This is a genomic window from Stenotrophomonas sp. VV52 (assembly GCF_002893095.1).
Taxonomy (GTDB): Bacteria; Pseudomonadota; Gammaproteobacteria; order Xanthomonadales; family Xanthomonadaceae; genus Stenotrophomonas; species Stenotrophomonas aracearum.
Genome location: NZ_PKQQ01000003.1, coordinates 472,269 through 497,816 on the forward strand (window position 1 = coordinate 472,269; position 25,548 = coordinate 497,816).

Sequence of the window (25,548 nt, forward strand, 5' to 3'; positions counted from 1 at the left end):
GCTGATGCGCTGTTGCACAGTGGGTGTGGAGAAGTTCGGGCGTGTAGCGGCCGTCACCGGGGGCGCGCTACCCTGTCTGTCCCCTTTCATTACGCGGCACGGTCGTTGCGACTGCGGCCGCCGGACGCAATGACCGCACTGGCACACCGCGATTTCACCCTGGCCCCTGAAGACAACGAGCGCCTGGCCAACCTGGCCGGCCCGTTCGACGAACACCTGCGCCAGATCGAACTGAAACTGGGCGTCGAGATCGCCAACCGCGGCCATGTGTTCCGGGTGACCGGGCCGAAGGCGGTGGCCGAAGAGGCGCAGGCGCTGATCGAAGCGCTGTACGTGGAGGCCGCCGACACCACCTTCGACAGCCACGCCATCCACCTGCGGCTCAACCAGGCCAATGTCGAGCAGCTGGTCGAGCGCAGCTACGAAGCGCAGGACGTGGCGATCAAGGTCAAGCGCGGCACGGTGCGCGGGCGTGGCGCCAACCAGGCGCGTTACCTGCACCAGATCGCCACCCATGACATCAACTTCGGCATCGGCCCGGCCGGCACCGGCAAGACCTTCCTGGCCGTGGCCAGCGCGGTCGACGCGCTCAACGAATCGCGCGTGCAGCGGCTGATCCTGGTGCGCCCGGCGGTGGAGGCCGGCGAGAAGCTGGGCTTCCTGCCCGGCGACCTGAGCCAGAAGGTCGACCCGTACCTGCGCCCGCTGTACGACGCGCTGTACGAAATGCTGGGCGTGGAGAAAGTGGTAAAGCTGCTGGAGAAGAACGTCATCGAGATCGCGCCGCTGGCCTACATGCGCGGGCGCACCCTCAACGATGCCTACGTGATCCTGGACGAAGCGCAGAACACCACCGTGGAACAGATGAAGATGTTCCTGACCCGGCTGGGCTTCGGCTCCACCGCCGTGGTGACCGGCGACCTGACCCAGACCGACCTGCCCAAGCACGTGAAGTCCGGCCTGCGCGACGCAGTCGAGGTGCTGCGCGACGTGGACGGGGTGAGCTTCACCTTCTTCGAAGCGCGCGACGTGGTGCGCCACCCGCTGGTGGCGCGGATCGTGGGCGCGTACGACCGGCGCGATCTGCAGCAGGTCAAGCCGGACGCGTGAAGCATCCGGCGGCGCAGCCACGCAGGGCGTGGCTCTACCGCGGGTGGACGCGTGCGCGTAATAATGGGCGTCTTCTGTCGTGAAACACCGGAATCTGCCATGACCAAGGGCCCCGTCCGCCTCGATGTTGCCGTCAGCTATGCCCTGCCCCGGGCCGGGTTGCCGTCGGCGGTGAGCTTCCGCAAGTGGGTGGCCGCCGCGCTGAAGGGCCGCATCCGTGAAGCCGACCTGGCGATCCGGGTGGTGGACGCGAAGGAAGGCCAGTCGCTGAACCGGCATTACCGGGGCAAGGACTACGCCACCAACGTGTTGAGCTTCCCGGCGGAACTGCCCGAAGGCCTGCCCAAGGGGGTCAAGTTCCCTTTGCTGGGCGATCTGGTGATCTGCGCCCCGGTGGTGGCCAGCGAGGCGGTCGAACAGGGCAAGGCGCTCAATGCGCACTACGCGCACCTGACCGTGCACGGTGCGCTGCACCTCCTCGGCTGGGACCATGAGGACGACAAGGAAGCCGAGGCGATGGAGCAGCTGGAGCGCGAGATCCTGGCCGACCTCGGCATCGCCGACCCCTATGCCGGCGAGCGCTGAGTCCATGACGCTGCTGCGCACCGCCTGCCTGGGCCCGATGATCTTGGCCGCCGTACTGGCCTCCTCCCCGGTAAAGGCAGCTCCGCAGGCGCCCGCCCCCGAGGTGTCCGCCAGCACGACGCCACGCCTGGACCTGGCCGCCCTGATCGAATGCCGCCAGCGCGTGGCCGACTATGACGCCGTGGCCGGCGTGGTGGCCGACCCGCTCAAGGCGGTGGCCAACGGCCTGGCACCGCTGCCGCAGACCAACCAGTTCATGAGCGAGTATCGCCTCGCCAGCCCGATCACGGTGTTCGGCCAGCGCGTGGAGTACCTGACTGTGTCCGGCCCCAGCATCATGGCGATCCTGGACGTGGCCGACCCGCGCCCGCTCGCAAAGGCGCTGGCGCTGGAGGACGGCGTGGACAATCCGGACAAATTCATGGCCGGCCGCGAAGTGGTCGCCCGCGACGTGACCGATCCGCGCACCGGGGAGCCGATGATCGAGTCCATCATCCTCAGCGTGTCCACGGTCAAGACCCACCCGGGCAAGACCCTGGCCGGCTGCACCTACAGCCTGGACCTGCCGGCCGAGGACGAGCAGGCGCCGACGCCTGCGGAGACCCCTGCCGCGCCGACCGGGACCCTGCCCCCGTCCGTGAACACCCCGGTGGACCAGCGCTGACAGCGGCCCGCATCCTGCTATATTGGCCCCAACGCCCGGCTCGCCGGGTGCCTTTTTTGCAGAGATGTCTGAAGACGACAGTAGTAGCTCCCTCCCGGAGCAAAATGAAAAGAAGCGCAGCTGGCTGGAACGCCTGACCTCTGCCTTCTCCGGCGAACCCCACACCCGCGACGAGCTGGTGGCGGTCCTGCACACCGCGCACGACGACGGCCTGGTTGCCGCCGACACCCTGCGGATGATGGAAGGCGCGATCTCGGTGGCCGAGCTCACCGTAGGCGACGTGATGATCTCGCGTTCGCAGATGGTCTCGCTGCCGGTAGAAGCCCCCTTCCTGGAACTGATGAAGCAGGTGGTCGAATCCGGCCATTCGCGCTTCCCGGTGCACGGCGACAACAAGGACGACATCCTGGGCGTGCTGCTGGCCAAGGACCTGCTGCGCGGCGTGGTCGCCGACAACGGGCCGGCCAACGTGCGCGAGCTGCTGCGCCCGGCGGTGCTGATCCCCGAGGCCAAGAAGCTCAACGTGCTGCTCAAGGAATTCCGCCTGTCGCGCAACCACATGGCGATCGTGGTCGACGAGTACGGCGGCGTTGCCGGACTGGTCACCATCGAGGACGTGCTGGAGCAGATCGTCGGCGAGATCGACGACGAGCACGACGAGGCCGAGGACCACACCGCGCAGATCGCGATCCAGGCCGACGGCCAGTACGTGGTCGACGCGCTGACCCCGATCGAGGACTTCAACGAGCGCTTCGGCGCCGGGTTCTCCGACGACGACTACGACACCATCGGTGGCCTGGTCACCGAGGCGATCGGGCACCTGCCCGAAACCGGCGATGAGCTCACCCTGGACCGCTTCGTTTTCCGGGTGGCCCGTGCCGACGCGCGCCGCGTGCAGGCGTTCCACGTGACCGTGCTGCCGCCCGACATCTCCATCGAGGATTGACCCACGCCATGCGGCCCCTGCTGATGCGGTGGCCGTTGTGCCGCCTGTTGTTCCTGCTGGTGCTGGCCAGCCTGTCGTCGTTTGCGGTGGCCGAAACGCCACCGCCGCGGATCGGCATCGTCACCATGCAGCCCGGCTCGATCTTCTTCGAGCGCTTCGGGCATGACGCCATCGTGGTGGTCGACCCGGTCACGGGCGGGGCCACCTCGTACAACTTCGGCTACTTCGATCCCGGCGAACCGGATTTCATCAGCCGCTTCATCCGCGGCGACATGATGTACTACCTGGTGGCGCTGCCGCTGGAGCAGGACCTGTCGTACTACCAGGAGAGCGGCCGCGGCGCCAACCTGCAGTGGCTGGACCTCAGTCCGGAGCAGGCGCGTACCCTCGCCGCTTCGCTCGCCGAACGCGCCAAGCCTGAAAACGCGCGCTACCGCTACGACTACTACACCGCCAACTGCGCCACCATGGTCCGCGATGCGATCGATGGTGCGCTCGGCGGCGGACTGCATTCGCAGCTGTCCGGCCGCTCGCGCGGCAACACCTACCGCAGCGAATCGGTGCGGCTGGCCTCGCCGGCGCCGTGGATGTGGCTGGGCTTCGACATCGGCCTGGGCCCGTTCGCCGACCAGCCGCTGTCGCGCTGGCAGGAAGCGTTCGTGCCGATGCGCCTGGCTGCGGCCCTGCGCGAAGTACGCAACAGCGAAGGTCGCCCGCTGGTGCAGTCCGAACAGGAACTGCTGCCGCACCGGATCGCACCGGAGCCGGCCGAGTTCGCGCGCCGCTGGTGGCCGTGGCTGCTGTGCGGGCTGGTGCTGGCTGCCGGCGTGGTCGCGCTGCGTCGCCGGCCGCGCCTGCTCGGTGGGCTGGCCCTGCCGCTGTGGCTGTTCTGCGGCATTGCCGGCGCGCTGCTGACCTTCCTGTGGGGCTTCAGCGCGCACCATGCCGCCTGGGCCAACCGCAACCTGCTGCAGCTATCGCCGCTGTGCCTGCTGCTGCTGCCGGGCGCGATCACCCTGCTGCGCGGGCGCACCCCGCGCGCGTGGTTCCGGGTGCTGCTGTGGGCGGTGGCGGCGCTGTCCGCGCTCGGGCTGGTGCTGCACTGGCTGACCCTGCAGCCGCAGATCAACCTGCAATGGATCGTGCTGCTGCTGCCGGTTCATGTGGCGCTGGCGTGGGTGCTGGGCCGTCGTGACCTGGCTGTCACGGGTCGCTGACGCAGGATGTCGTCCATGGAAAGCACTGCCAATCCCACCTGCGTCATCAACTGCGTGCACTACGACGACCAGGGCAAGCGCCACGACATCGCGCTGGATGACATCAGCGATGTGATCGCGAGCAACAATGGGTTCGTGTGGGTCGGCCTGTACGACCCGGCCGATTCGGTGCTGCTCAAGCTGCAGGAAGAGTTCTGCCTGCACGACCTGGCCATCGACGATGCCCGCAACGCGCACCAGCGCCCGAAGGTGGAGGCCTACGGCAATACGCTGTTCGTGGTGGTCACCACCGCGCAGCGGGTGCACGACCGCATCGAGTATGGCGAAACCCATGCGTTCCTCGGCCCCCGCTTCCTGGTCACGGTGCGCCATGGCGCCTCGTTGTCGTATGCGCCGGTGCGGGCGCGGGTCGAGCGCGAACCGCAGCTGCTGACCATGGGCGCCTCGTACTGCCTGTACGGCGTGCTGGATTTCGTGGTCGACAACTACCTGCCGATCACCACCGACTTCCGCGACACGCTGGATTCGCTGGAGAAGGACATCTTCGCCGACAGCTACCAGCGCAGCACCGTGGTGCGCCTGTATGAGCTCAAGCGCGAACTCAACAAGATGCGGATGGCGGTGGCGCCGCTGCAGGACGTGCTGGCGCAGCTGCGCCGCTACCCTGGCGAGCTGATCCCCGACGAAGTCAAGCTGTACATCCGCGACGTGCACGACCATGCGGTGCGGATCAGCGATGTGATCGACACCCTGCGCGAGATGCTGGGCACGGCGCTCAACGTGAACCTGTCGCTGGTGACGCTGGCGCAGGGCGAGACGGTGAAGCGGTTGGGTGCCTGGGCGGCGTTGTTGGCCGCGCCTACGTTGATCACCAGCTGGTATGGCATGAATTTCGCGCACATGCCGGAGCTGGACAAGTCGTGGGCGTATCCGGCGATGATCGTCGGGGTTGGGGCGGTGTGTGTCGGGTTGTATTGGTTGTTCAAGCGGGCGAAGTGGTTGTAGACCGCCTGGGCCGGCCAACGGCCGGCGCTACTCGTGGAAACACGCCCACCCCTCGGTAGCGTCGGCCGTTGGCCGACCCAGGCGATGCCATGCCTCGCGACGCAATCCGTCAGGCGACGTAAACCGTCTTGATGTTCATGAACTCATGGATGCCATGGTCGGCCAGTTCGCGACCGAACCCTGAGCGCTTGCTGCCGCCGAACGGCAGGCGTACGTCGCTCTTGACGATGGCGTTGACGAACGCGGCGCCGCATTCCAGGCGCTTTGCGATGCCTTCACCACGCACCGGGTCGCCACTCCACACGCTGCCGCCCAGCCCGAAGGTGGTGTCGTTGGCCACCCGCAGCGCGTCGGCGTCGTCGCGCACGCGCAGGATCGCCGCGACCGGGCCGAACAGCTCCTCGTCATAGGCCGGCATGCCCGGCACTACGTTGTCCAGGATCGTGGCCGGGTAGCCGGCGTGGGTGCCGGGCACCGGTTCGCCACCAAGCAGCACCGTGGCCCCCGCCGCAACGCTGGCTTGGACCTGCTTGTGCAGTTCCTCGCGCAGGTCGGCACGCGCCATCGGCGCCAGGGTGGTTTTTTCGTCCTGCGGGTCGCCGTACACGCGTGCCGCCGCGGCCGCGACGAATTTCTTCACGAAAGCGTCGGCAATCGCGTCGACCACGATGAACCGCTTGGCCGCGATGCAGGTCTGGCCGCTGTTGTCGAAGCGCGACTTCACCGCGGCGGCCACTGTCTTGTCCAGGTCGGCGTCGTCCAGCACCACGAAGGCGTCGCTGCCGCCCAGTTCCATCACGCACTTCTTGAGCTGGTCGCCGGCATTGGCCGCGATCGAGCGCCCTGCCCGCTCGCTGCCGGTCAGGGTGACCGCCTTGACCCGCTTGTCGCGCAGCACCTCGGCAGCCTGGTCGTTGTCGATGTGCAGCACATCGAACACGCCGTCTGGCAAGCCGCCGTCGCGGCACACCGCCAGGATCAGGTCGGCGCACTGCGGCACGTTGCTGGCGTGCTTGAGCAATGCCACGTTGCCGGCCATGAATGCCGGAGCGAGGAAGCGGAACACCTGCCAGATCGGGAAGTTCCAGGGCATCACCGCGAACACGCAGCCGATCGGCTCGTAGCGCACGTAGCTGCGCTGGGCTTCAGTATCGATCAGCTGCGGCTTGAGGTAGTCGGCGGCGTGGTCGGCGTAGTACTCGCAGGCCTGCGCGCACTTCTCCACCTCGGCCAGCGCCTCGCCCTTGAGCTTGCCCATCTCGGTGGTCATGGCGTGCTGGATGTCGTCTTTGCGCGCGCGCAGCTGGGCGGCGATGCCGCGCAGGATCGTGCCGCGCGCCTGCAGCGTCTGTGCCGCCCACTGCGGGAAGGCCCCGGCGGCGGCGGCCAGGCGCTGTTCGACCTCGGCAGCCTTCAGCAGTTCATGGCGGTAGGTCACCAGGCCAGTGGCGGGGTTGACGATTTCGACGGTCATCGCGGTGCTCCGAAAGACAGGGCACCAGTGTGCGCCTGCCCTTGTGAGCCGGATGTTGCTGGAACTGGCGAAGCACGTTCCGCAGGTGCGACACAGCGTCGCGAACGGCGGCCGGGCAGAGCCCGGCGCTACGAGGTCGACCCCGTACGTGATGCCGCGTCCTCGGTAGTGCCGGGCTCTGCCCGGCAGGAATCACGCGGGGTCCTGCAACGCCATCTGCATGTCGCGCTGGCGGCGCTTCTCGCTGCGCGAGGTGATGAACCAGCCCACCACCGCCGCCACCGACACCGCCAGCACCATCAGCGTGGCCAGCGCGTTGATCTCCGGCTTGATGCCCATGCGCACCGAGGCGAACACCTTCATCGGCAGGGTGGTCGAATTCGGCCCCGCCACGAAGCTGGCGATCACCACGTCGTCCAGCGACAGCGTGAAGGCGAGCAGCCAGCCGGCCACCAGCGCCGGTGCGATGATCGGCAGGGTGATCTGGAAGAACACCTTCAGCCGGCTCGCCCCCAGATCCATCGCCGCCTCTTCCAGCGAACGGTCCAGCTCCTGCAGGCGCGAGGACACGATCACCGTCACGAAGGACAGCGTGAAGGTCACGTGCGCAATCCAGATGCTGCCGACCCCGCGGCTGGGGAAGCCGGGAATGCCGCCCATCGCCACCAAAAGCGTCATCAGCGAGAAACCCAGGATCACTTCGGGCATCACCAGCGGCGCGGTGATCAGCGCCCCGAACATGGTCTTGCCGGGGAAGCGCTTGAAGCGGGTCATCACCATGGCGGCCATGGTGCCCAGCACGGTGGCCGCGCTGGCGGTCCAGAACGCCACCTTCAGGCTGATCCACAGCGCGTCGAGGATCTGCCGGTTGTTGAACAGCTCGCCGTACCAGCGCGTGGAGAAGCCGGACCACACCGTGGCCAGCTTGGAGGCGTTGAACGAGTAGATCATCAACAGCAGGATCGGCAGGTACAGGAAGGCAAAGCCCAGCCCGAGGACCGTCCAGCCCAGCCAGCGGCTGCGGCGCACCATGCTCATGCCAGCTTCCCTTCCAGCTCACGCTGCTGCACCCGGTTGAACAGCAGGATCGGGACCAGCAGCAGGGCCAGCATCACGATCGCCACCGCCGAGGCGGTCGGCCAATCGCGGTTGTTGAAGAACTCGCCCCACAGCACGCGGCCGATCATCAGCGTGTCCGGCCCGCCGAGCATTTCCGGAATGACGAACTCACCCACCGCCGGAATCATCACCAGCATGCAGCCGGCGATGATGCCGGTGCGCGACAGCGGCAGCGTGATGCGCAGGAACGCCTGCCACGGCTTGGCGCCGAGGTCGTAGGCCGCCTCCAGCAGGCGGTTGTCCAGCTTGACCAGGTTGGCATACAGCGGCAGCACCATGAACGGCAGGTAGCAGTACACGATGCCGATGTACGCGGCGGTGGGTGTGTACAGGATCTGCAGCGGCGCGTCGATCAGGCCGATCTTCAGCAGCAGCTGGTTGAGCAGGCCGTTGCGGTCGAGGATGCCGATCCACGCGTATACGCGGATCAGGAACGAGGTCCACGACGGCAGCACCACCAGCATCATCGCCACGTTGCGCGCGGCCGGCGACATCCGCGAGATCACGTACGCCATCGGGTAGCCGATCAGCAGCGTGAACAGCGTGGCGATCACCGCGATCTTGATCGAGCTCAGGTAGGCCAGCGCGTACTGGCTGTCCTTCACCAGCGCCGCGTAGTTGCCCAGGTGCAGCTTGAGCGAGAACGCACCGTCCACGTATTCCAGCAGCCAGGTGTACGGCGGCGAGCCGACCTGGGTGCGGGCGAACGAGATCATCAGGATGATCACGAACGGCACCGCGAAGAACAGCAGCAGCCACAGGTAGGGCGCGGCGATCACGCCGCTGCGCGTACCCGGGAGCCAGCGCTTCCAGCCGGTGGCGTTCATGCGGTGAGCACCACGCCGTCGTTGTCGCGCCAGTGCACCCAGACGCTGTCGCCCCAGGTCAGGCCGTCGCTGGCCCAGCGCTGCGAATTGGCGAAGTTGGACAGCACCTTGGCGCCGCTGGGCAGCCGCACGTGGTAGACCGAGTGGCTGCCGAAGTAGGCGATCTCTTCGATAACGCCCTGCGCCTTGTTGGTGTCCCCGGCCGGTTCGTCCTTGCCGATCATCACCTTCTCCGGGCGCAGCGCGAACGCCACCTCCTGCCCTTCGTAGCAGGTGATGCCGTGCGCGACGTAGATCGGGGCCGGGAACAGCGGGGTGCGCACGGTCACGTACTCGGGCAGGTCTTCGTCGATCACCCCTTCGAACAGGTTGACCGAGCCGATGAAGCCGGCCACGAAGCGGTTGGCCGGCTGCTCATAGATCTCGTCCGGTTTGCCCACCTGCTGGATCCAGCCGGCGTCCATGACCGCGATGCGGGTGGCCATGGTCATCGCTTCTTCCTGGTCGTGGGTGACCATCACGCAGGTCACGCCCGAGGTTTCGATGATGTTGACCAGCTCAAGCTGCATCTGCGAGCGCAGCTTCTTGTCCAGCGCGCCCATCGGCTCGTCCAGCAGCAGCAGCTTGGGCCCCTTGGCCAGCGAGCGCGCCAGCGCCACGCGCTGCTGCTGGCCGCCGGACAGCTGGTGCGGTTTGCGCTTGGCCAGCTTCTGCAGCTGCACCAGCTCCAGCATTTCGCCGACCCGGCGCTGGATGGCGTCGCGGGCCAGCCCGTCCTGCTTCAGGCCGAAGGCGATGTTCTGCTCCACGGTCATGTGCGGGAACAGCGCATAGGACTGGAACATCATGTTGATCGGCCGCTGGTACGGCGGCAGCGCGTCGATGCGCTGGCCGTCCAGCTGGATGCTGCCGGCGGTGGGGGTCTCGAAGCCGCCCAGGCAGCGCAGCAGGGTCGACTTGCCGCTGCCCGACCCGCCCAGCAGGGCGAAAATCTCGCCCTTGCGCACGTCCAGGTTGACGTCGTCGACCGCGACGAAGCCGTCGAATTCCTTGCGCAGCGCGCGGATGGACAGATAGCCCGGCTCCAGGACCGGGACGACCTCACCTTCCGGCTTGGCTTCAAATGGCATGGGCAGCGGCTCCGGGAGCGGCATCAGGTGGGGAATGGGCCATTTTAGCGACCGTTGGCGACAGCTGCGATACCGGATCGGGGCAACGAGCACCTACCTTGCCCCTCCCGGCCCCCCTGGCAAACCCTAGCCGGTCACCCGCTGAACCTGTGTGAACGTCCCGGACCCAGGCGCACCGCCGATCGAGCCGCTGGCGGTCCGGGTCAGCCCCTTGACGTCCGTTTGACCGAGCTCGCTCCTGTTTGATGCCTGCGATAGAGAATGATCGAAGTCACTACAAGAAGAGCGCCCGCCACTGTCATCAAGGACACGCTCTGCCCGAACATCAAGTAGTCAAATGCAAGCGCCACGGCGGGTACCAAGTAGAACAATGATCCGACCTTGCCCGCAGAATCATGCTTGAGCATGTAGAGCAGAAGCAGTGTTGCGCCCGTGGAAACCACGACGATCATCCACGAGGCAGCCAGCACGAATTTCGCCCCCGGCGCCCAAAGAGCATCAGTGAACAGCATCACAACCAGAAAAACCACAGCTGCAACCAAGCTTTGGTGAAACGAGGACGCCAGCGGGTGTACGGTAACGCGCTGCTGGAGGACAGAACCTGCGCTGATCGAAGCGACGGACAGGACACCGAACGCTGCACCTGAAAAGCCCAGCCCGCCGATCTCACGTGATCCTGCAACTGAAACGGCCAGGCCCAGGAATCCGCAAGCCAGAAGCAGATACCCCTTGACGCCGGCATCCTCCCGGCCGATCAGCGAAGCAAGAATGGGCTGAAGTCCAAGAATGATGGCCAACAAGCCCGGAGACATTCCCTCACTGATGGCAAGAAAGAAGGCGCCTTGATAAGCGACCTGCAGAAGAACACCAGCCGCCAATATCTTCCCTAGAACCGCGGCAGGGTATCCGAACAGCCTGGCAGCAATCTGCCCCCTGAATGCAAAAATGCAGACTGCGGTGAGCACCAGAAAGGCCCCCACGGCCCTGACCGCCAGGAATGGCCAGACTGACACTTCTTCAAGTCCCAGCTTCACGAACACAGCGCCGCTGCCCCACGTTACGAGGAACGCAAACGGCGCAAGCTTCAGCATGACGTTCGACCTATCCACAGCAACTCACTGCGAATCGAGGGAGAAACGTTCATTCATGCCACGGGCCTCCAGGAGATATCTCTTCATCCCCCTGAGCCGCTCGGCAACATCGGCACTCGCAACTGGGGACGCCAACGCTGCCTTGATCAGCCAGTCATAGCAGGATTCAATTGGGACGTTGAATCGAAAGTGGACCTTCGCAGCTTCAAGAATCTGCTGTTTTATGGCGCCGGCATCAATGCCATGTGTGAAGGTATCAAGCATCTCACTCAGAGTATTCGACGGCAGGCTGGGCCTCAGCACGTGGATGTCGCGGGAGCTGCTCGCAACCTGCGCAGATGCGGCGAAAATTTCGTCCTCTGCGAACGCGCCATCGAAAGCGAAGTCGAGACAGATGAACATCCTGCTCTCGCTCGAGAAGTTCACGGCTGCATGGCTGACCGCTGCATCCAGGAACCAGACCTCCCCCGGCTTCATCTGGAACACTCCGGACTCATCCGAGTGATAAGCATTTAGGTTCAACTCAATCGGAATGAAGACGCGGAAGTAGGAAACATTGGGATCGAGCTCTACAAAGTCTCGATGCGGAATGACGAGACCTGAGATCAAATTCCTGGCACGAACCATCTTGACCAACGATAGATCAAAGTTGTCGGAGAGCATCCTGGCGATCGACGGACATCCACTCATGTACTCAGTGGGCTTCGCAACGTCGCAATTGCGGTACTGCGTGTCATCAGTTCGCCCGGACCCGTTATAGAGCGATAGGTTCTTCCAGTACCCGAAAGCGAATTCGTCGTATTCCTCCGGACTTTTCTCAACGGCGTTCAGAAACGCTACGTCCGTACTGAAGTCGTACGAATCCAAGTTGATCTTGCCAATGATGCGTGAGGTCATAATCTTTGATCCTGTAACGTAGATGGCGGCTCACTGCACTATCAAATATTGACCAGAGCAGCGGGGCGATTTCTACCATGATCAACCTCACCTCAAGGATCGCAATTGCACTCATCCAATGCATTCGATCATTTCTGTGCAGCCGTTCCTGTTCGCAAGGAGATGCGGTTCGCAAATCCAGGGCACGACCCTCCGTCTCAGCACACCAACACATGACGCTAACCGCCTGGCGACTGGTCGTCCGTCAGACACCCCCTACTTCGACAGCGTAGAACACCGGAACTCGCGCTGCGCCGTCCCTGGCAAGCTGCCAGACGAAGTCGACAGCACAAACCATTCCCCAGGAGTCTTTCGAGCGAGCAGGTCACGTCACTGGGAGGTCGACTTCTGCACCTTTCTCGAACATGTGGATACACCCCCTTGACCTGCTGCCCCTACAGCGGCTGATGGAAGGGTCCAAAAACGTTGGAGCGGGTGACGTTTCCGATCACGGAACATGCGGGAAAACGCGGGATGTTGACCGGGGACACACCTGCGCGGCTCCGATCCGCAGAAGGGCTGGCGGCATCACATTCTGGTTCTCCCCGCGTTGACCCGTTTCGCCAGCGACCACGACATTCCCCGGTCATCCAAGGATCGAACAGGGAGAACGACGCATGCTGCAGCACACCCGGTGGGCACCCGATGAAGCATTCAACGTGGCCGATGACGACGGGGCCGTTCCATGGGAGGTGGTGGTGATCGGGGCCGGCCAGTCCGGACTCGCGGTCAGCGCGACCCTGGTGCGTGCCGGCGTGCGCCACCTGGTCCTGGAAGCGGAGACCGTGGGCTGCGCCTGGCGGCGCCGCTGGGACTCGTTCCAGACCAACACGCCCAATGCGACGACGGCGCTGCCCGGATATGTCTATACCGGAAACGACCCGGAGGGATTCGCCACCGGCGATGAGGTGGTCGCGCTGCTGGGCCGCTATGCCGGTGAGCAGGCGCTGCCGGTGATCGAGCAATGCCCGGTGCGCCGGGTCACGCACGATGCGGGCGGGTACCGGATCGAAACCCGAAAGGGCCCGCTGCGGGCACGGGCGGTGGTGGTGGCGACCGGCGAGTACCGGCGGCCGCAGTTGCCGCGGGTGCCGTTCGTGCCCTGCCGCGGGCTTTCGGTACTGCACTCAGGCGACTACAGGCACGCCGGACAGCTGCCCGAGGGCGGTGTGCTGGTGGTGGGCGGTGGGCAGTCCGGCGCGCAGATCGCCCAGGACCTGCGCGCGGCCGGGCGCAACGTTTACTGGTCGATCGCCTCGCGGGCGATGAACCTGCGCCGGCTGCGCGGTCGGGATTCGCTGGACTGGTGGATCCAGTCGGGGCTGATCCACCGGCATGTGAGCCAGCATCCGGCGGTACTGGCCGGGGTGCCGGGGGCATTGCGCAGCGCGCGCAACGCCGAATTTCCGCTGGTGTCGGGCAAGGGCGAACAGGGCAAAGGCAGCTCGATCAGCCTGCTCTCGATGCATCGGCAGGGGGTGGTGCTGCTGGGCCGGCTGCAGTCACTGCAGGGCCAGGTGGCGCGGTTCAACGATGTGCGCCCGCAGGTGCGCGACGCGATCGCGGCCACGCGGGTGGAGTACCAGCGCCTGCATGCGGTGGCCGATGCGCATTTCGCCGGTGCGGTGGAAGCGCGCACCGATGATGCGCGCTACCTGCCCGAAGAGGTCTACCTGGACTGGGAGCCTGAGCACGCGCGCGACGTGCTGGATCTTGAAGCGGAAGGCATTCGCTCGGTGCTGCTGGCGACGGGATTCGCGCCGGACTGGTCGTGGCTGGAGCTGGACAACGTGTTCGACACCCGCGGCTACCCGCTGGGCGAGTACGGGGTGTCATCGCAACAGGGCCTGTTTTTCGTCGGCCTGTACAACCTGCAGCGGGTCAGTTCCAGCTACCTGTGCAACGGCGGCCGCGACGCCGAAGCGTTGCTGCCGCACATCCAGGCCCACCTCGCCAGCCACCGCGCAGGACACGCATGGCGTGTCACTACGCGGGAACCGTCAACGTAGCGACACGCCACGCGTGTCCCACGCAATGCCGGCTATCAGCGACCGGTCTTCACCTCGGTCCACAACCGGGTGTACAGCTTGTCCACTTCCGGCGGGTTGATCGAATAGGTGAACATCTTCGCGGCGACCTCGGCCGGCGGGTAGATGGTCGGGTCGTTGCGGATCGCTTCGTCCACCAGCGGGGTGGCCACGCTCACCGGGTTGGCGTAGTGGATGAAGTTGGTGTTGGCCGCCGCGACCTTCGGGTCGAGCAGGTAGTTGATGAAGGCGTAGGCCGCTTCCGGATGCTTGGCGTCCTTGGGAATGGCCAGCATGTCGAACCACTGCGGTGCGCCTTCCTTCGGGATCGAGTAGGCCACGGTCACGCCGTTGGCCGCCTCGGCCGCGCGGTCGCGGGCCTGGATGATGTCGCCCGACCAGCCCACCACCAGGCAGGTGCCGCCATTGGCCAGCGACCCGACGTACTGCGAGGAGTGGAAGTTCTGCACGTACGGCCGGATGCTCTTGAGCAGGTCGGCCGCCTTCTGGATCACCGCCGGATCATGGCTGTGCGGGTCTTCGCCCAGGTAATGCAGCGCGATCGGGATCATGTCGGCCGGGGTATCCAGGATCGTGATCCCGCAGTCCTTCATCTTCGCGATGTTTTCCGGCTTGAAGATCAGGTCCCAGCTGTTGGCGATCTCGGTGCTGCCGCCGAAGCGCTCCTTGAGCATCTCCACGTTGTAGCCGATGCCGGTGGTGCCGATCATGTACGGCACGCCGTACTTGTTGTCCGGATCCTGCTGCGCGATGCGCTTCATCATCTCCGGGTCGAGATTGGCCAGGTTCGGGATCCTGCTCTTGTCCAGCGGCAGGAACACCCCGGCCTGGATCTGGCGGCCGAAGAAGTTCAGCGTCGGCACCACCACGTCGTAGCCGCTGCCACCGGCGAGCAGCTTGGTTTCCACCATCTCGTCGCTGTCGAACACGTCATAGGTCACCTTGATGCCGGTGGCCGTCTCGAAGTTCGGGATGGTCTCTTCAGCGATGTAGTCGCTGTAGTTGTAGACGTTCAGCACTTTGCTGTCGTCCTGTTTGGCGCCACCGCAGGCGCTGAGCAGGGTGACGGCAATGCCGAGGGTGAGGATACGCAGCTTCATCGGACTCTCCACAGGTCAGGAGCGAGGTGGGGGAACCGGCCAGACCGGCACGACGGTGCCAGCCTAACGGGCAACTGGCCATTTTCCCAGCACGGCGCCCGCCCGGCCATGCCTGATCGGGCGGCTCGGCCGGTTACACGTTCAGCAGCAGGAACTCGCGCTCCCAGGAGCTGATCACCCGGAAGAAGGTCTCGTATTCCTTGCGCTTGACCGACACGTAGGCCCGGCAGAAGCGCTCGCCCAGCATCTCGCGCAGCTCCGGGCACCCTTCCAGCCCGTCCAGCGCCTCGCCCAGCGAGCGCGGCAGCTCGTAGCCGAGCTCCTTGGCGCTGCCGCTGACCGGCGCGGTCGGCGAGCCCCGCTCGCGGATGCCCAGCAGGCCGGCGGCCAGGGTGGCGGCAAAGGCCAGGTAGGGGTTGGCGTCGGAACCGGCGAAGCGACTTTCCACCCGCATGTTTTCCGGCGTATCCATCGGCACCCGCAGGCCGCAGGTGCGGTTGTCGAAACCCCAGTGCACGTTGCTCGGGGAAACCTCGCCGAACACCAGCCGCCGGTAGGAATTCACGTTCGGGGCGAAGAATGCCATCGCCGCCGGCACGTACTTCTGCAGCCCGGCCAGGTAATGCCCGAACAGCGGGCTGAATTCCTCGCCGCCGGTATCGCCACTGAACACGTTGTGGCCATCGCTGATCCGCACCAGGCTCTGGTGGATGTGCATGGCACTGCCCGGCTCGGTTTCCATCGGCTTGGCCAGGAAGGTGGCGTACACCCCGTGCCGCATCGCCGACTCGCGCATGGTGCGCTTGAACAGGAACACCTGGTCGGCCAGGTCCATCGCATTGGCGTGGGTGAAGTTGACCTCCAGCTGCGCCGCACCGGATTCGTGGATGAGCGTGTCCACGTCCAGCTTCATCGCGTCGCAGTAGTCGTACATCAGGTCGAGGATCGGGTCGAATTCGTTGACCGCGTCGATCGAATACGACTGCCGCGCCGTTTCCGGGCGGCCGGAGCGACCGGCCGGCGGCAGCAGCGGGAAGTCCGGGTCGGTGTTCTTCTGCACCAGGAAGAATTCCAGTTCCGGTGCGACCACCGGGCGCAGGCCCAGCTCGGCATAGGCGTCCAGCACCCGGCGCAGCACGTTGCGCGGGGCCAGCTCGTGCGGCTCGCCGTGCTTCGTGTAGCAGTCGTGGATGATCTGTGCGGTGGGGTCGGTGGCCCACGGCACCATGCGCACGGTGTCCGGGTCCGGGCGCAGGATCATGTCCGAGTCCGACGGCGAGGTCAGCTCGTAGTAATCGTCGGGGTACTCGCCGGTCACCGTGGTGGCGAAAACCCCCTCGGGCAGGCGCGTGCCGTAGTCATGCGAAAACTTGTCGGCCGGGATGATCTTGCCGCGCGCGTTGCCGGTGATGTCCGGCACCAGGCACTCCACCTCGGTGATGTGGCGCTCCTTGAGCCAGCGGAGCAGCGCGCTCTCTTCGGCCACCGGCTTGGGCGCGGCCTTGCGGGACGGCGCCTTGCGCGAAGGCGCAGCGGCCTTGCGCGACGGGGACGTGGCTTTGCGCGAGCGCGTTCGAGTGGTCATGCCGGGCACGTTACCCCTGCCCCCTGCACGGGCGCAACCAACCACGTCACGACGGGCGCACCTGCCGTGAACACCGGTTGCTGGCATGCTGTGCCCCATGAGCGTTGCCCTTTCCCCTGTTCCCCGGTGCCGCCGATGAGCCAGGCCGGCCTGGCCCACGCGCCCAGCTGGTATGCCGAAAGCCTGCCGGCCCAGCCGTTGCGGGCGCCGCTGCGCGGCGACCAAGCCACCGATGTCTGCGTGCTCGGCGCGGGCTACACCGGGTTGTCGGCCGCGCTTTCGCTCGCCGAGCGCGGCTACCGGGTAACGGTGCTGGAAGCCCACCGGGTCGGCTGGGGCGCATCCGGTCGCAACGGCGGCCAAGCCATCGTCGGCTACGGCTGCGAGGTGGACACGCTGGAACACCTGGTCGGCCACCCCGACGCACGCCGCCTGTTCGATTTTTCACGCGAGGGCATGGCCCTGCTGCGCCACCGCCTGCAGCATTACGCCATCGCCTGCGACTGGCGCGACGGCCACGCCAGCGTGCCGATCAATGCGCGCCAGGAGCGTGGACTGCGCCAGGGCATGCAGGCGCTGGTGGAACGCTACGACTATCCGCTGCAGTGGTGGGACCGGCAGCAGCTGCGTGGCCAGCTGGACAGCCCGCGCTACCGGGGCGCGATGTTCGATGCGGCCAGCGGCCACCTGCACCCGCTGGCGTATGCGCTGGGGCTGGCGCGTGCGGCCGAAAGCCTGGGCGTGGTGATCCATGAAGCAAGCCCCGTGCAGGCGCTGGTGCGCGGCGCCCGCCCGCAGCTGCGTACCGCGCACGGCACGCTCACGGCCAACCAGGTGGTGATTGCCGGCAATGCCTGGCTGCAGGGCATCGCGCCGGAGCTGGAAAGCCGGATCATGCCGGTGGGCACCTACATCGGCGCCAGCGCCCCGCTGGGCGAAGCGCGCGCCCGCACATTGATCCGCAACGACATGGCCGTGGCCGACGTGAGCTGGGCGCTGGACTACTTCAAGCTCAGCGCCGACCACCGCCTGCTGTTCGGCGGCCGCGCCAGCTATTCGGCGCTGCCGCCGCCCAACCTGCGGGGGGTGATGACCCGGCGCATGCACCAGGTGTTCCCACAGCTGGCCGACGTGGGCATGGAGCAGGTGTGGGGCGGCTACGTGGACATCACCCGCAACCGCGCCCCGCACTGGGGCCGGCTGACCCCGAACGTGTACTTCGCACAGGGTTTTTCCGGCCATGGTGTCGCCGCCACCGGCCTGGCCGGCGACGTGATCGCCGAGGCGATTGCAGGGCAGAACGAGCGCCTGGACGTATTCGAACGCATTCCGCACAAGCGCTTCCCGGGCGGAAAGCTGCTGCGCACCCCGCTGCTGGTGGCGGCGATGTCCTGGTACAAGCTGCGGGACGTGATTGGGTGAAGCCGCCGGGCAGAGCCCGGCGCTACGGATACGCTCATGGCCGCTGGGAATGTGACAGGCCGCTTTTTCCCAACGACACCCACCTCACAGATCCGAAGATTGCCCCTAAAGTCCGGCGTGAAGGCGCCGCTATTACTTCCGACCCTCTCGGATTCGAGCGTACGCAACATGCCGGCACTGTTTCAGGGCGCTTTGGACAGCGCCCCCGGGGAAGACCTGCCTCAGCGGATTCTGCTGGTCGAGAACTCGCGCACGTTCACCAGCATGCTCAAGGAGGCCATCGAGCAGCGGCTGGAGCTGCCGGTGTCGGTGGCGACCAGCCTGGCCGAGGCCGGGCGCCTGCTGGACGAAGAGAAGGGCTGGTTCCTGGTGCTGACCGGGCTGGTGCTGGCCGACGGCGACCGCGACCACGTGGTGGACTTCTTCCTGTCGCGCGGGCTGCGCACAGTGGTGGTCAGCAGCGTGTACGACGAGGACCTGCGCAAGCGCGTGCTGCAGCAGCAGATCATCGATTACGTGCTGAAGAATACGCCGGGCAGCGTGGACTACCTGGTGTGGCTGGTGCAGCGGCTGGACCGCAACCGCCGGATCGCCGCGCTGGTGGTGGACGACTCGATGTCCGCACGGCTCTACGCGGCCTCCCTGCTGCGCATGTACGGCCACGAGGTCTACGAGGCCGCCGACGGTGCCGAAGGCCTCAAGGCCATCGAAGCGCACCCGGCGATCCGATTGGCGGTGGTGGACCAGGAAATGCCGGGCATGGAGGGCGTGGAGTTCACCCGTCGCCTGCGCACCCTGCGCTCGCGCGACAAGGTCGCGGTGATCGGCATTTCCGGCAACACCGACCCCTCGCTGATCCCGCGCTTCCTCAAGAACGGCGCGAACGACTTTCTGCGCAAGCCCTTTTCGCGCGAGGAATTCTTCTGCCGCGTCTCGCAGAACGTGGACCAGCTGGAGCTGATCGGCACCCTGCAGGACCTGGCCACGCGCGACTTCCTCACCGGGCTGCCGAACCGTCGCTGTTTCCTGGAGCAGAGCCAGCGCCAGTTGCCGAAACTGGAGCTGAAGGGCGAGCAGGTCGCCGTGGCGATGATCGACATCGACCACTTCAAACACATCAACGACACCCACGGCCATGAAGCCGGCGACGATGCGCTGCGCGCGGTCGCGGCCGCCGTGGCCGACCACGCGCGCGACCAGGACCTGATCGCGCGGTTCGGCGGCGAAGAGTTCTGCCTGCTTGTTCCGGGGCTGGAGGAAGATGAGGCCATCGATTATTTCGAGATCCTGCGCCAGCGCATCGCCGCGCTGGAAGTCGACCTTGGCCACACTATCCTGCGCATGACCGTCAGCATCGGCGTGTGCTGCCTGCGCCCGGCTGGCGACGCGCTGCATGGGCTGATTTCCGAAGCGGACCGCCAGCTCTACCTGGCCAAGGCCGCTGGCCGCAACCGGGTCTGCAGCACGGGCGTGGCCACGGCGACGCGCGAACCCGCACTGGTGCTTTGATCCAGATCAACGCACGGTAGCGCTGCCCTGCCTAGAGTCGTTCCCGGCACACCGCATGGGAACGCAGCATGGCACTTCTGGTCTGGCAGGACGACCTCAACATCGGCATCGACGTGATCGATCACCAGCACATGCGGATCGTGGAGATGCTCAACCACCTGCATGTGGCGCAGACCAGCCTGCACACGCTGGCCGTGGCCGAGGTGATCGACGAACTGGTGGACTACACCATGTCGCACTTCGCCTTCGAGGAAGAGCTGATGGAGGAGGCCGGCTATCCGTTCTGCGCTGCGCACAAGCGCGTGCATGAGATCTTCGGCAAGCGCGTGGTCGAATACCGGCTGCGCTTCCAGGCCGGCGAAGACATCACCGACGAACTGCGCACCATGCTGTCGCGCTGGCTGTTCAACCACATCCGCGGCGACGACAAGGCCTACGCGGAAACGGTCAAGCAGCACCTCAACCAGTTCGCCCGCGACCACCAGCAGGGCACCTGGCTGGGCCGCACGCTCAAGCGGATTTTCCGCTGAGCCGCGTCGGCCGGCCCATGGCCAGCAGCGCCACGATGGTCACCACCGCCGTCAGGCACAGGTAATAGCCCACTGCTACCAGGCCGAAGCGCCCGGCCAGCCAGGTGGCCACATACGGCGCCGGCGCCGCGCCGAGAATGCCGGCCAGGTTGAACGACAGCGAGGCGCCGGTATAGCGCACCTGTACCGGGTAGATCTCGGCCAAGAAAGTGCCGCAGGGGCCGTAGGTCAGGCCCATCAGGAACAGGCCCAGCGACAGGAACGCGACCACCATCCACGGATGGCCGGCCTGGAACAGCGGGGCGAACAGCACACCGAAGGCGAGGATCAGCCCGCTGGCCACGATCATGGTGCGGCGCGTGCCCCAGCGGTCGCCATACTTGGCCGAGATCGGAATGCCGGCGGCGAAGAACAGGATGCCGACCATCTGCAGCAGCAGGAACTGCTCGCGGCTGTAACCGAGCACGGTGGTGCCGTAGCCCAGGGTGAACACCGTCATCAGGTAGAACAGCACGAAGGTGGCGAACGCACCGAGCGTGCCCAGCAGCAGCGTGCGCGGGTGGTGGCGCAGCACGGTCCACATCGGCAGGCGCACGCGTTCGTTGCGGTCCAGCGCGGCCTGGAACTGCGGGGTCTCATGGATGTTGAGGCGCACCCACAGGCCCACCGCGACCAGCAGCGAGCTGGCCAGGAACGGCACGCGCCAGCCCCACTGCAGGAAGTCGGCATCGCTCATGGCGCGGCCGAGCAGCAGGAAGATGCCGGCCGACAGCAGGAAGCCCAGCGGCGCGCCCAGCTGCGGGAACATGCCGTACCAGGCGCGTTTGCCCGGCGGCGCGTTCTCGGTGGCCAGCAGCACCGCCCCGCCCCACTCGCCGCCCAGCCCCAGGCCTTGGCCGAACCGGCACAGCGCCAACAGCGCCGGCGCCACCAGCCCGATGCTGGCATGGGTGGGCAGCAGGCCGATCGCCACGGTGGACACACCCATGGTCAGCAGCGCCGCGACCAGCGTGGCCTTGCGGCCGATCCGGTCGCCGTAGTGGCCGAACACCGCAGAACCCACCGGCCGGGCGATGAACGCCACCGCGAAGGTCGCCAGCGACTGCAGCAGCGCCGCACCTTCGCTGCTGTCGGGGAAGAACAGGTGCGGGAACACCAGCACGGCCGCCGTGGCGTAGATGTAGAAATCGAAGAATTCGATGGTGGTGCCGATCAGGCTGGCCAGCAGCACACGACGGGGCGAGTTGACGGCAGGTGTGGCGGCAGCGGAAGTGGACATCGTTCACGGGCGAAAGGATCAGCTGCCCGATTCTGCCACGCGGATGCCACGCACCGGCGGCATGGTTGCAACCGTGACAGTTGCCTGCCCCGCGCTGCGCTACAGTGCGGTCATCCGGAACCGGGGGTCGCCTCATGCCACGCACCGACATGCCACACAACGGGCGGCCGCACTCACTGGACGCCTGGTGGATGCCGTTCACCGCCAATCGCCAGTTCAAGGCCGCACCGCGCCTGCTGGTGCGCGCCGAGGGCATGTACTACCACGACGCGGACGACCGGCCGATCCTGGACGGTGCCGCCGGGCTGTGGTGCTGCAACGCCGGGCATGCGCGGCCGCGCATCGTGCAGGCGATCCAGCAGCAGGCCGCCACGCTGGATTTCGCCCCGCCGTTCCAGATGGGCTCGCCGCTGCCGTTCGTGCTGGCCGAACGCCTGGCCACGCTGGCGCCGGGGCCGCTCAACCACGCGTTCTTCACCAACTCCGGCTCCGAAGCCGTGGATACGGCGATGAAGATCGTGCTCGGCTACCACCGCCTGCGCGGGGAAGGCCAGCGCACCCGTTTCATCGGCCGCGAGAAGGCGTACCACGGGGTCGGTTTCGGCGGCCTGTCGATTGGCGGCCTGCCGAACAACCGCAAGGGCTTCGGCCCGCTGCTGGCCGGCAGCGATTTCCTGCGCCACACCCTGGATCTGTCGCGCAACGCGTTCAGCCCGGGCCTGCCGCGCCATGGCGCCGAGCTGGCCGAGGACCTGGAACGCCTGATAGCGCTGCACGACGCCTCGACCATTGCCGCCGTGTTCGTCGAACCGATTGCGGGGTCGGCCGGGGTGATCCTGCCGGCGCCGGGCTACCTGCAGCGCCTGCGCGAAATCTGCGACCAGCACGGCATCCTGCTGGTGTTCGACGAGGTCATCACCGGCTTCGGCCGGGTCGGCAACGCCTTCGCCGCCCAGCGTTTCGGGGTCACCCCGGACCTGCTGACGATGGCCAAGGGACTGACCAACGGCGCGGTGCCGATGGGCGCGGTGCTGGTCTCCGACGCCATCCACGATGCGTACATGCAGGGCCCGCCGGGCGCGATCGAGCTGTTCCATGGCTATACGTATTCCGGTCACCCGCTGGCCTGTGCGGCGGCGCTGGCCGCCCTGGACACCTATGCGGCGGAAGGGTTGTTCGACCGCGCCATCGAGCTGGGCGAGTACTGGCAGACCCGGCTGCACAGCCTGCGCGGGCTGCCGAACGTGGTGGACATCCGCAACTTCGGGCTGATCGGCGCGGTTGAACTGGCGCCGCGCAAGGGTGCGCCGGGCAGCCGCGGCTACGAGGTGTTCGAGCGCTGCTTCCGCGACGGCCAACTGCTGGTGCGCTGCACCGGTGACGTGATCGCCCTGTCGCCGCCGTTGATCATCGAGCGCGAGCAGATCGACCGGATCGTGGACGTGCTTGGCGAGATGATCCGCGCCACCGGTTGATAGAATGGCGGGTCATTACCCGTCGCCCCGGATTGCATGGACATCGTCGTCAAAGAAGAACTCAAGGCCTATATCGATCCGCTCACCGCCGACGAGCACGAGGCCCTGGAGCGGAGCATCCTGGCCGAGGGCTGCCGCGACGCGCTGGTGCTGTGGAACGACGTGCTGGTGGACGGGCACAACCGCTTCGGCATCTGCCAGAAGCACGGCCTGCCGTTCCAGACGGTGCAGAACACCCGCTTCCAGTCGATGGACGATGTGCACCTGTGGATGATCGAGCAGCACCTGGGCCGGCGCAGCGCCTCCGACTTCCAGCGTGGGGTGCTGGCGCTGCGCAAGCGCGACATCCTGGCCGAGCGCCACCGCGCTGACCAGGCCCAGCTGCAGCGCGAAAGCGACGGCGAGATCGCCGACGCCACCCCGGAAGGCGATGAAGACAGCCCGCCGTGGGCGCCGGCGCCGAAGGTCAGCCGTGCCGACATGGCGCGCGAAGCGCGGCTGAGCAGCAGCCAGGTCACGATGATCGAACGCATCCACAAGCAGGCGGCGCCGGAACTGGTGGAGGCGGTCAAGAGCGGCGTCATCTCGATCAGCGCGGCGGCAGCGGTGTCCGACCTGCCGGAAGAAGAACAGCGCGCGGCAGCGGTCGCCGGCAAGGACGAGTTGAAGCAGGCCGCCAAGCGCGTACGCGAAGCCAAGCGCAAGCCGCGCAAGCCGGTGCAGGAGGTATTGCACAGTGCCGATGGCGAGCTGGAGGTCGACGCCAGTCGGGAAGCGGAGATCGCCGACGCACTGGCATCGCTGGGCGAAGGCCCCGCTGAGCTGCGCCAGCGGATCATCGCGCTGACGCTCGAAAACGACGCGCTGAAGCGCCAGCTGGCCGCGCTGCGCGCGGGGTGATGCCGGCCGCTGGCCGCCGACGCGTAAACCCAACACGGCGCGCGTAGTGCCGGCCGCTGGCCGGCTCCACGCAGATCCGGCAACGTGCGGAGCCGGCCAACGGCCGGCACTACGCGTCAAGCGTTGATCATCTGGCTGTGGATAGACTGGGCGCATGAACTCGTCCGCCACTCCCGTCGATCCCCGCCGCGCCCAGCTGCGTCGCCTGAAGACCATCGCCCTGCTGATGCTGGCCGCCATGCTGGCCGGCTTCATCATCAGCCACCTCAACGGTGAGCGCGGGATCTGGGCCTGGGTGTCGGCGTTCTGCGAGGCGGCGGCGGTGGGCGCGCTGGCCGACTGGTTCGCGGTGGTGGCGCTGTTCCGCCGCCCGCTGGGCCTGCCGATTCCGCATACGGCGATCATTCCGCGCAGCAAGGCGCGCATCGCCGACAGCCTGGCGGTGTTCGTGCGCGACCAGTTCCTGGAGCCGCAGGCACTGCTGGCCCGCCTGCAGGTGTTCGACCCGGCCAGCCGGCTCGGCAGCTGGCTGGCCGATCCGGCGCGTTCGCGGTTGCTGGCCGACATGGCGCGTGGCTGGGCATTGCAGGCGTTGGACTTCCTCGATGAAGCGGCGGTTCGGCGCAGCATCCAGGGTTTCGTGGTTGAGCAACTGCGGCAGTGGAACGCCGCCGCCACCGCCGGCGAACTGCTGGGCCTGCTCACCGCCGACAACCGCCACCAGCGGGTGCTGGACGAAGGCCTGAACCGGATCAGCCGGTGGATGGACAACGAGGCCGTAAAGCAGCGCGCCTCCGAGCTGATCGTGCGTTACATCCAGCGCGAGTGGCCGAAGCTGGCCAGCACGGTGAACTGGGTCAAGCCGATCGACGAGATCGGCGACAGCCTGGCCGAGCGCATGGCGCACGCGGTGCTGGCCGAACTGCAGCAGATCCTGGCCGAGCCGGAACATCCGCTGCGCAAGGACTATGAGGCCTGGCTGGGCGACTACATCCAGCGCCTGCGCCACGACCCTGCGCTGGCCGACAAGGTCGAGCAGCTGAAACAACAGGTAATCGACCACCCGGCCGTGCAGGACTACGTGCAGGGCCTGTGGGCGCGCATCCACGCCAGCCTGCGGGCGGACCTGTCCAGCGAGGACTCGGCGCTGGCCGGGCATCTGCGGCGCAGCCTGGCCAAGGTCGGGCAGGCGCTGCAGGACGACCCGTCGCTGCGCGAGGCCTTGAACCAGCACCTGATGGACGGTGCCGAGCGCCTGACCAGCCGCCTGCGCGAAGGGGTGACCACGCATATCGCGCAGACCGTGAAGGGCTGGGACGAGCGGCACCTGGTGGAACAGCTGGAGCTGAGCGTGGGGCGGGACCTGCAGTTCATCCGCTTCAACGGCACCCTGGTGGGTGGGTTGATCGGACTGTTGCTGCATGCGTTGACGGTGTGGATGCGGTGGTAGGCGCCTGACGGGGCAGCCACGCAGGGCGTGGCTCTACCGTGGTGGGGTCGATGCGAGTCGGTTGACAGTTTGACCGGGTGTTTTTGCGACGTGGTTCGCGTATTCTGCCGCGCATTCAGGGCTGGAGTGGCCCGTCCGGGGGGAAT

General features: G+C 66.7%; 22 protein-coding genes. 13 read left to right on the forward strand and 9 right to left on the reverse strand.

Annotation, left to right across the window (positions count from 1 at the left end):
- Positions 1-129 precede the first annotated feature (129 nt).
- The 6 genes from C2U58_RS10815 to C2U58_RS10840 all read left to right on the forward strand — a co-directional run bounded on the left by C2U58_RS10815 (position 130) and on the right by C2U58_RS10840 (position 5,527).
- Positions 130-1,110: a PhoH family protein gene (locus C2U58_RS10815; RefSeq protein ID WP_102945840.1), complete on the forward strand. Its 981-nt coding sequence runs from the start codon at positions 130-132 to the stop codon at positions 1,108-1,110.
- A gap of 99 nt (positions 1,111-1,209) precedes the next feature.
- Entirely contained in the window at positions 1,210-1,695 is a 486-nt protein-coding gene (gene ybeY, locus C2U58_RS10820) for an rRNA maturation RNase YbeY (RefSeq protein WP_102945841.1), read from the forward strand.
- Between the two features lie 4 nt (positions 1,696-1,699).
- Entirely contained in the window at positions 1,700-2,359 is a 660-nt protein-coding gene (locus C2U58_RS10825) for a hypothetical protein (RefSeq protein WP_253256703.1), read from the forward strand.
- A 64-nt stretch (positions 2,360-2,423) separates the two neighbouring features.
- A complete protein-coding gene (locus C2U58_RS10830) occupies positions 2,424-3,305 on the forward strand; it encodes a transporter associated domain-containing protein (protein ID WP_102945842.1) in 882 nt (293 codons plus the stop codon).
- 8 nt (positions 3,306-3,313) lie between these two features.
- Complete coding sequence (locus C2U58_RS10835) at positions 3,314-4,522, forward strand: DUF4105 domain-containing protein (RefSeq protein WP_102945843.1); 1,209 nt, start codon at positions 3,314-3,316, stop codon at positions 4,520-4,522.
- Between the two features lie 6 nt (positions 4,523-4,528).
- Positions 4,529-5,527, forward strand: a complete 999-nt coding sequence (locus tag C2U58_RS10840) for a magnesium and cobalt transport protein CorA (protein WP_102945844.1) — start codon at positions 4,529-4,531, stop codon at positions 5,525-5,527.
- A 109-nt stretch (positions 5,528-5,636) separates the two neighbouring features.
- On the opposite strand, the gene C2U58_RS10845 is transcribed toward C2U58_RS10840, so the two are convergent.
- The 6 genes from C2U58_RS10845 to C2U58_RS10870 all read right to left on the reverse strand — a co-directional run bounded on the left by C2U58_RS10845 (position 5,637) and on the right by C2U58_RS10870 (position 12,065).
- Positions 5,637-7,001: an NAD-dependent succinate-semialdehyde dehydrogenase gene (locus C2U58_RS10845; protein WP_102945845.1), complete on the reverse strand. Its 1,365-nt coding sequence runs from the start codon at positions 6,999-7,001 to the stop codon at positions 5,637-5,639.
- A 192-nt stretch (positions 7,002-7,193) separates the two neighbouring features.
- Complete coding sequence (locus C2U58_RS10850; protein WP_102945846.1) at positions 7,194-8,039, reverse strand: ABC transporter permease subunit; 846 nt, start codon at positions 8,037-8,039, stop codon at positions 7,194-7,196.
- A complete protein-coding gene (locus C2U58_RS10855) occupies positions 8,036-8,947 on the reverse strand; it encodes an ABC transporter permease subunit (protein WP_102945847.1) in 912 nt (303 codons plus the stop codon). The genes C2U58_RS10850 and C2U58_RS10855 overlap by 4 nt, the downstream gene beginning before the upstream one ends.
- Complete coding sequence (potA, locus tag C2U58_RS10860) at positions 8,944-10,077, reverse strand: polyamine ABC transporter ATP-binding protein (protein WP_102945912.1); 1,134 nt, start codon at positions 10,075-10,077, stop codon at positions 8,944-8,946. The genes C2U58_RS10855 and potA overlap by 4 nt, the downstream gene beginning before the upstream one ends.
- A 203-nt stretch (positions 10,078-10,280) precedes the next feature.
- Entirely contained in the window at positions 10,281-11,168 is an 888-nt protein-coding gene (locus tag C2U58_RS10865) for a DMT family transporter (RefSeq protein WP_102945848.1), read from the reverse strand.
- 24 nt (positions 11,169-11,192) lie between these two features.
- Positions 11,193-12,065: an aspartyl/asparaginyl beta-hydroxylase domain-containing protein gene (locus tag C2U58_RS10870; RefSeq protein ID WP_102945849.1), complete on the reverse strand. Its 873-nt coding sequence runs from the start codon at positions 12,063-12,065 to the stop codon at positions 11,193-11,195.
- A gap of 656 nt (positions 12,066-12,721) precedes the next feature.
- Between C2U58_RS10870 and C2U58_RS10875 the strand changes: the two genes are divergently transcribed.
- The gene (locus C2U58_RS10875; protein ID WP_102945850.1) at positions 12,722-14,113 is read left to right on the forward strand and encodes an NAD(P)-binding domain-containing protein; all 1,392 of its coding nucleotides are present in this window, start codon (positions 12,722-12,724) and stop codon (positions 14,111-14,113) included.
- A 35-nt stretch (positions 14,114-14,148) separates the two neighbouring features.
- Here the strand turns inward: C2U58_RS10875 and C2U58_RS10880 are convergent, their stop codons facing one another.
- A complete protein-coding gene (locus C2U58_RS10880) occupies positions 14,149-15,252 on the reverse strand; it encodes a polyamine ABC transporter substrate-binding protein (RefSeq protein WP_102945851.1) in 1,104 nt (367 codons plus the stop codon).
- A gap of 133 nt (positions 15,253-15,385) precedes the next feature.
- On the reverse strand, positions 15,386-16,837 hold the full coding sequence (locus tag C2U58_RS10885; RefSeq protein ID WP_102945852.1) for a glutamine synthetase family protein: 1,452 nt from the start codon (positions 16,835-16,837) through the stop codon (positions 15,386-15,388).
- A gap of 135 nt (positions 16,838-16,972) precedes the next feature.
- Here C2U58_RS10885 and C2U58_RS10890 point away from each other — a divergent pair, with 135 nt between their 5' ends.
- From C2U58_RS10890 to C2U58_RS10900, 3 genes are all read left to right on the forward strand, one after another.
- A complete protein-coding gene (locus C2U58_RS10890) occupies positions 16,973-18,259 on the forward strand; it encodes an FAD-binding oxidoreductase (protein WP_102945853.1) in 1,287 nt (428 codons plus the stop codon).
- A 168-nt stretch (positions 18,260-18,427) separates the two neighbouring features.
- Positions 18,428-19,768 carry a diguanylate cyclase gene (locus C2U58_RS10895; protein WP_102945854.1) on the forward strand — a complete coding sequence of 447 codons (1,341 nt, stop codon included), beginning with the start codon at positions 18,428-18,430 and terminating at the stop codon, positions 19,766-19,768.
- A gap of 68 nt (positions 19,769-19,836) precedes the next feature.
- Positions 19,837-20,298, forward strand: a complete 462-nt coding sequence (locus tag C2U58_RS10900; RefSeq protein WP_102945855.1) for a bacteriohemerythrin — start codon at positions 19,837-19,839, stop codon at positions 20,296-20,298.
- Here the strand turns inward: C2U58_RS10900 and C2U58_RS10905 are convergent.
- A complete protein-coding gene (locus C2U58_RS10905) occupies positions 20,279-21,577 on the reverse strand; it encodes an MFS transporter (protein ID WP_102945856.1) in 1,299 nt (432 codons plus the stop codon). The genes C2U58_RS10900 and C2U58_RS10905 overlap by 20 nt on opposite strands.
- Positions 21,578-21,711: 134 nt before the next feature.
- Between C2U58_RS10905 and C2U58_RS10910 the strand changes: the two genes are divergently transcribed.
- The 3 genes from C2U58_RS10910 to C2U58_RS10920 all read left to right on the forward strand — a co-directional run bounded on the left by C2U58_RS10910 (position 21,712) and on the right by C2U58_RS10920 (position 25,402).
- A complete protein-coding gene (locus tag C2U58_RS10910) occupies positions 21,712-23,052 on the forward strand; it encodes an aspartate aminotransferase family protein (protein WP_102945857.1) in 1,341 nt (446 codons plus the stop codon).
- Between the two features lie 36 nt (positions 23,053-23,088).
- On the forward strand, positions 23,089-23,952 hold the full coding sequence (locus tag C2U58_RS10915) for a plasmid replication/partition related protein (RefSeq protein ID WP_102945858.1): 864 nt from the start codon (positions 23,089-23,091) through the stop codon (positions 23,950-23,952).
- Positions 23,953-24,106: 154 nt separating this feature from the next.
- Positions 24,107-25,402, forward strand: a complete 1,296-nt coding sequence (locus tag C2U58_RS10920) for a DUF445 family protein (protein ID WP_102945859.1) — start codon at positions 24,107-24,109, stop codon at positions 25,400-25,402.
- Positions 25,403-25,548 lie beyond the last annotated feature (146 nt).

Bases quoted from the DNA above. Each gene is read 5' to 3' on its own strand.
- C2U58_RS10885 (WP_102945852.1), bottom strand. From the start codon at position 16,837: ATGACCACTCGAACGCGCTCGCGCAAAGCCACGTCCCCGTCGCGCAAG.
- C2U58_RS10835 (WP_102945843.1), top strand. From the start codon at position 3,314: ATGCGGCCCCTGCTGATGCGGTGGCCGTTGTGCCGCCTGTTGTTCCTG.
- C2U58_RS10905 (WP_102945856.1), bottom strand. From the start codon at position 21,577: ATGTCCACTTCCGCTGCCGCCACACCTGCCGTCAACTCGCCCCGTCGT.
- C2U58_RS10855 (WP_102945847.1), bottom strand. From the start codon at position 8,947: ATGAACGCCACCGGCTGGAAGCGCTGGCTCCCGGGTACGCGCAGCGGC.
- C2U58_RS10840 (WP_102945844.1), top strand. From the start codon at position 4,529: ATGTCGTCCATGGAAAGCACTGCCAATCCCACCTGCGTCATCAACTGC.
- C2U58_RS10920 (WP_102945859.1), top strand. From the start codon at position 24,107: ATGAACTCGTCCGCCACTCCCGTCGATCCCCGCCGCGCCCAGCTGCGT.
- C2U58_RS10900 (WP_102945855.1), top strand. From the start codon at position 19,837: ATGGCACTTCTGGTCTGGCAGGACGACCTCAACATCGGCATCGACGTG.
- potA (WP_102945912.1), bottom strand. From the start codon at position 10,077: ATGCCATTTGAAGCCAAGCCGGAAGGTGAGGTCGTCCCGGTCCTGGAG.
- C2U58_RS10895 (WP_102945854.1), top strand. From the start codon at position 18,428: ATGCCGGCACTGTTTCAGGGCGCTTTGGACAGCGCCCCCGGGGAAGAC.
- C2U58_RS10845 (WP_102945845.1), bottom strand. From the start codon at position 7,001: ATGACCGTCGAAATCGTCAACCCCGCCACTGGCCTGGTGACCTACCGC.
- C2U58_RS10830 (WP_102945842.1), top strand. From the start codon at position 2,424: ATGTCTGAAGACGACAGTAGTAGCTCCCTCCCGGAGCAAAATGAAAAG.
- C2U58_RS10875 (WP_102945850.1), top strand. From the start codon at position 12,722: ATGCTGCAGCACACCCGGTGGGCACCCGATGAAGCATTCAACGTGGCC.
- C2U58_RS10880 (WP_102945851.1), bottom strand. From the start codon at position 15,252: ATGAAGCTGCGTATCCTCACCCTCGGCATTGCCGTCACCCTGCTCAGC.
- ybeY (WP_102945841.1), top strand. From the start codon at position 1,210: ATGACCAAGGGCCCCGTCCGCCTCGATGTTGCCGTCAGCTATGCCCTG.
- C2U58_RS10870 (WP_102945849.1), bottom strand. From the start codon at position 12,065: ATGACCTCACGCATCATTGGCAAGATCAACTTGGATTCGTACGACTTC.
- C2U58_RS10825 (WP_253256703.1), top strand. From the start codon at position 1,700: ATGACGCTGCTGCGCACCGCCTGCCTGGGCCCGATGATCTTGGCCGCC.
- C2U58_RS10890 (WP_102945853.1), top strand. From the start codon at position 16,973: ATGAGCCAGGCCGGCCTGGCCCACGCGCCCAGCTGGTATGCCGAAAGC.
- C2U58_RS10910 (WP_102945857.1), top strand. From the start codon at position 21,712: ATGCCACGCACCGACATGCCACACAACGGGCGGCCGCACTCACTGGAC.
- C2U58_RS10915 (WP_102945858.1), top strand. From the start codon at position 23,089: ATGGACATCGTCGTCAAAGAAGAACTCAAGGCCTATATCGATCCGCTC.
- C2U58_RS10850 (WP_102945846.1), bottom strand. From the start codon at position 8,039: ATGAGCATGGTGCGCCGCAGCCGCTGGCTGGGCTGGACGGTCCTCGGG.
- C2U58_RS10865 (WP_102945848.1), bottom strand. From the start codon at position 11,168: ATGCTGAAGCTTGCGCCGTTTGCGTTCCTCGTAACGTGGGGCAGCGGC.
- C2U58_RS10815 (WP_102945840.1), top strand. From the start codon at position 130: ATGACCGCACTGGCACACCGCGATTTCACCCTGGCCCCTGAAGACAAC.